The organism is Mesorhizobium sp. M2A.F.Ca.ET.067.02.1.1 (genome assembly GCF_004023285.1).
Classification (GTDB): Bacteria; Pseudomonadota; Alphaproteobacteria; order Rhizobiales; family Rhizobiaceae; genus Mesorhizobium.
In genome coordinates this window covers 1-4,206 of record NZ_RZSB01000532.1, presented here as the reverse complement: position 1 = coordinate 4,206, position 4,206 = coordinate 1, and the positions used below count along the sequence as shown (strand labels likewise).

The 4,206-nt window shown below is 65.3% G+C and carries 5 protein-coding genes; 1 reads left to right on the top strand and 4 read right to left on the bottom strand.

Going from position 1 to position 4,206, the window contains the following annotated elements:
- Together EOA28_RS26860 and EOA28_RS41180 are read right to left on the bottom strand one after the other, a co-directional pair.
- On the bottom strand, positions 1 to 637 hold a 637-nt coding region (locus tag EOA28_RS26860; RefSeq protein WP_148670867.1), incomplete at its 3' end, for an ABC transporter substrate-binding protein.
- A gap of 158 nt (positions 638 to 795) precedes the next feature.
- Entirely contained in the window at positions 796 to 1,251 is a 456-nt protein-coding gene (locus EOA28_RS41180; protein WP_348628728.1) for a hypothetical protein, read from the bottom strand.
- A 39-nt stretch (positions 1,252 to 1,290) separates the two neighbouring features.
- Between EOA28_RS41180 and hutH the strand changes: the two genes are divergently transcribed.
- The gene (gene hutH / locus EOA28_RS26850) at positions 1,291 to 2,787 is read left to right on the top strand and encodes a histidine ammonia-lyase (RefSeq protein WP_127249283.1); all 1,497 of its coding nucleotides are present in this window, start codon (positions 1,291 to 1,293) and stop codon (positions 2,785 to 2,787) included.
- A gap of 28 nt (positions 2,788 to 2,815) precedes the next feature.
- On the opposite strand, the gene EOA28_RS26845 is transcribed toward hutH, so the two are convergent.
- Together EOA28_RS26845 and EOA28_RS26840 are read right to left on the bottom strand one after the other, a co-directional pair.
- Complete coding sequence (locus EOA28_RS26845) at positions 2,816 to 3,583, bottom strand: SDR family NAD(P)-dependent oxidoreductase (protein ID WP_128315456.1); 768 nt, start codon at positions 3,581 to 3,583, stop codon at positions 2,816 to 2,818.
- On the bottom strand, positions 3,567 to 4,206 hold a 640-nt coding region (locus tag EOA28_RS26840), incomplete at its 5' end, for a PfkB family carbohydrate kinase (RefSeq protein WP_245501601.1). The genes EOA28_RS26840 and EOA28_RS26845, both read right to left, overlap by 17 nt.

Genomic DNA, 4,206 nt, shown 5'->3' with positions numbered 1-4,206 from the left:
GGTAGGTGTCGTTCTGGGCGACGACTTCCAGCCCGAGAGCCTTTGCCGCCTCGACACCGCTGTCGCGCTGGCTGAGCGGGTCGGATTCATTGGCCGCGACAAAGGCGATCTTCTTCACGCCCTTGTTTTCCTTCAGATATTTGTAGATCGCCGGGCCCGACTGGTAGTTAGCGATCATGCCGAGCACGGCATTGGAGGCCGGCTTCTGGTAGAGCGCCTTGGGGAAGGCGTAGGGGAAATAGATGATGCCGTTGGCCTCGGCGACCGGGCGCACCGCGGCGGCGCCGTCATCGACATTCGGGCCGACGACATAGTGGATGCCTTCCTGCGCCATTTTCTCCATGCCGGCGATGGCGCGCTTGGGATCCTTCTGGTCGTCGAAGGTGACGATGTTGATGTTGTAGGTGTCGTTGCCGATCTTGACGCCGCCGGTCTCGTTTAACCAGGCGGCGCGCGTCTGCATCGAGCGCACATTCGAGGTGCCCCAGGCGGCGGCCGGGCCGCTGGTGACGCCGACAAAGCCGATTTTCAGTTCCTTGTTTTCAGCCTGCGCATACGAAATGCCGACAGCGGCAATGGCCAGGGTCGAGACGGCGCCGAGCGCCATGGATTTCAGAGTCGAGCGACGGTTGATCATATTGGCAGTTCCCCTTGGTTATCGCGCTTTGTGTTTTGCTCATGGGCTGCGCGGATGGCGTTAAGGGAAACCGCCTAGGGCGGATTGTCAACATCTTTCTTAGGTATTGTATACAATGTTTCGCGAGAATGTGTGCACCCGTCAGTATGGGTCGAAGGCTACTTCCCGCAATGGTGGTCGTTGATCTTGTTGATCGCATTCGCGTCCGGCCCGACGCGGCCGTAGGAGCAAGCGCCAGCGGCGGTGGTGAACAGCTGCTGGTCGTAGTAACGCGGACCGCCGAAGAGCTGATAGAGAAGATCGTCGCTGGCCGGAACATAGCGCTCGCGCTCGACCGGCTGATAGTGGCGATGATGATGCCTTTCGCCCGCAACCGCTTGGGCGGACACGGTCGCGGCCGTGGCCAGCCCGAGCGCAGAGAGGGTCAGGTACTTCATCATCGACGGCAACCTTGTGGCAGTTTTGGATCCGCAGCATATCCAAAATCGCCAGCCGCGCAAAAGTTTCCCGTACGGGGCATTTGTCGCCACCGTACCGCCGGTTAAAGAAAGATAACGGCAATCGCGACGGCGGATTTTCGACAATGGCCGGGTGCGATGCCGGATATCCTCCATTCGTTCGCCACCATTCCCGGAGGCCCAAGGAATAGCCCGATGACTACCAGAGTGATCGTCCTCGACGCCAAGCCGCTCGGCACGGAAGATGTCGCGGAAATCGCGCGGCGCAACGCCCGGCTCGTGCTCGGCGAGGAAGCCATGCGCCGCATCCGCGCAAGCAGGGCGCTGATCGAACATCTCACCCAACTCGGCAAGCCGCTCTACGGCGTCACCACCGGGCTCGGCGCCTGTGTCGACACGCCGCTGGCGCAGGCGGACCTGATCGCGTTCCAGCACAGCGTGCCGCTCAGCCATTCGATGGGCGCCGGCCCATCGCTGCCGACCGAGGCGGTGCGGGCGCTGATGGTCGCGCGCATCTGCGGCATGGCGGCAGGCGGCACCGGCACCTCGGAGGGTGTGGTGCTCGGCCTGCTCGCGGCGCTCAACGCCGGTGTCCATCCGGTCATTCCAAGCTGGGGTTCGGTGGGCGCCGCGGACCTCGCGCCGCTCGGCCATCTGGCGCGGGCGCTGCGCGGCGACGGCGAGAGCGAGTATCAGGGCAGGATCATGCCGTCGGCCGAGGCGTTGAAGCTCGCCGGGCTCGAACCGCTCGACCTGCGCGAGAAGGACGGCCACGCCATCATCGTCGCCAACAGCCTTTCGACCGGAACGGCGTGCCTGGCGCTTGAGGAGGTCGCCTGCCTGATCGACTGGTCGCTGGCGGCGGTGGCGCTGAATTACGAGGCTTTCCGCGCATCGCTCAAGGCGATCGACGAGGATGCGCTTGCGGCGCGGCCCGCCTTCCGCCAAGTCGAGATCGGCGCGCAGTTGCGGGGCGAGCTTGTGGGCAGCGGGCTGTGGCAGGAGAACGCCGCGCGGCGCCTGCAGGATCCGCTGAGCTTCCGCTGCGTGCCGCAAGTGTTGGGCGGGCTCCTCCATGCCTATGAGCAGGCGAAGCTGGCGACGGAGATCGAGCTCGGCCACTCCGGCGACAATCCGGTCATCCTGCCTGAGGCCGAGCGGGTCGTCTCCAACGGTAATTTCGACCTGACCGCCTTCACGCTGACCTGGGAAAATCTCGGCCAGGCGCTGGCGCATTGCGCGGTCGGCACCGCCAACCGCTCGATGAAGCTGATGTCGCCGACGGTGGCGGAACTGCCGCGCTTCCTATCGGCCAGGGGCGGCAGCCGCCAGGGCTACGCGGAACTGCAGAAGCCGGTCGCAGCGCTCGAAGCGGAGATCCGCCACCTTGCCAATCCGATGTCGCTCAGCCCGCTGGCCATCTCGGACGGCGTCGAGGACCAGTCGTCGATGGCGCCGCGCGTGGTGGCGAAGACGGCAGGGATTATCGAGCGGCTGCGCTATCTGGTGGCGATGGAGCTGATCTTCGCCGCCACCGGCGTGGAGCTGCGCGGCGTGCTGGATTCGATGGGCGAAGGCCCGCGGCGCAGCTATGAAGCCGTGCGGGCGCTCGTCGCCCCGCTCGACGACGACCGCGAGATGAGCGCCGACATGGCGCGCGTCGCGCGCATGGTGGCGGGACCGCGGCTGTAGGGCAGGCCGAGAGACCCGCTCCTAAGCCTCAGTGGTAGTAGATGCCGCCGTCGACGTTGAGCGCCTGCCCGGTGACGAAGGCCGACAGGTCCGAGGCGAAGAACAGCACCGGTCCGATGATATCCTCGGGCGCGCCGAGGCGCTTCAGCGCCGCGACGTCCTCCCAATGGCGGATCGCGGCTTCGCTGCCCAGATTGTTCTTGCCCATCTCGGTCAGGATGATGCCGGGGCAGATCGCGTTGACGGTGACGCCGTCCATGCCGACCTCCTGCGCCAGCACGCGGGTCAGCGTGATCACCACCGCCTTGGTCGCCGCATAGTGGCCTTGCGTCGGCACGCCCTGGCGGCCGGCGATCGAGGCGATGTTGATCACCCTGCCCGACTTCCTGGCGCGCATATGCGGCAGCACCGCCTGGCACATCATCAGCACGCCCTTGGCGTTGACGTCGAAATGCGCGTCCCAATTGGCCTCGTCGAGATCCTGCAGCAGGCTGGGCTTGAGGATGCCGGCGTTGTTGACCAGCACGTCGATGCTGCCTGCCTCTTCAAGCAGGGCCTGCGCGGTCGCCTCGATGTCCTTCTTCTTGCTGACGTCCATCGTATAGACATAGGCCTTGCGGCCCGCGGCCTCGATCTCGCCCCTGGTCACGTCGAGTTCCGCCGCCTGCGACGGCAGATCGGTGATGGCGACATCGAAGCCGGCTTCGGCAAGCCCCTTCGCGAGCGCCCTGCCGATGCCGCGGCTGGCGCCGGTGACGAGAGCCGTCTTGCCCTTGGCTTCAGGAAGAATGGGCATGCTGCTTCCACCTTTGATGTCTTGACCGGAAGCGATTCATCGCCGCGACCGTGTCGTCGAATGAAACGAGTTTGCCGTCGGAACCGAGACCCATCGCCACCTTGGCGGCGACCGCGCTGGCAAAACGCGCGGACTGCCTGAGGTCCCAACCTCTGACGACGCCGACGATGATGCCCGCCGTGAAGGAATCGCCGCAGCCCGTTGTGTCGAAGACCTCGACCTCGAAGGCCGGCAGATGGAAATCCTCGCCATGTTCGGGCGAGACATGAACGCCGTCGGCGCCCAGCGTGATGATGCAGGTCTTCACGCCCCTCGCCTTGAAGAAGGCTGCGACGCGGGCCGGATCGCGGTCATGCGCCATCTCGCCGGCCTCGTCGATGCTCGGCACGAAATAGTCGATGTAGGGAAGGCACGGCTCGACCAGTTTCCAGGTCTCGGGCGTGGCTTGGATGAGATCGAAAGTGGTGACGCGGCCAAGTTCCTTGGCGCGCTTCAAGAGCCTGACGGTCGGCTCGCCGTCGAAGCGCTTGAGCAGGCCGGTGCCACCGACATGGACGACGGTCGCATCGAGCGCCACATCGAGATCGGCATCAGCGACTTCGAACAAGGTGGCGGTGCCGGGC

What these genes read in the sequence shown, in the direction of transcription:
- EOA28_RS41180 (WP_348628728.1), bottom strand. Translation starts at nt 1,251, where the DNA reads ATGGAGGATATCCGGCATCGCACCCGGCCATTGTCGAAAATCCGCCGT.
- hutH (WP_127249283.1), top strand. Translation starts at nt 1,291, where the DNA reads ATGACTACCAGAGTGATCGTCCTCGACGCCAAGCCGCTCGGCACGGAA.
- EOA28_RS26845 (WP_128315456.1), bottom strand. Translation starts at nt 3,583, where the DNA reads ATGCCCATTCTTCCTGAAGCCAAGGGCAAGACGGCTCTCGTCACCGGC.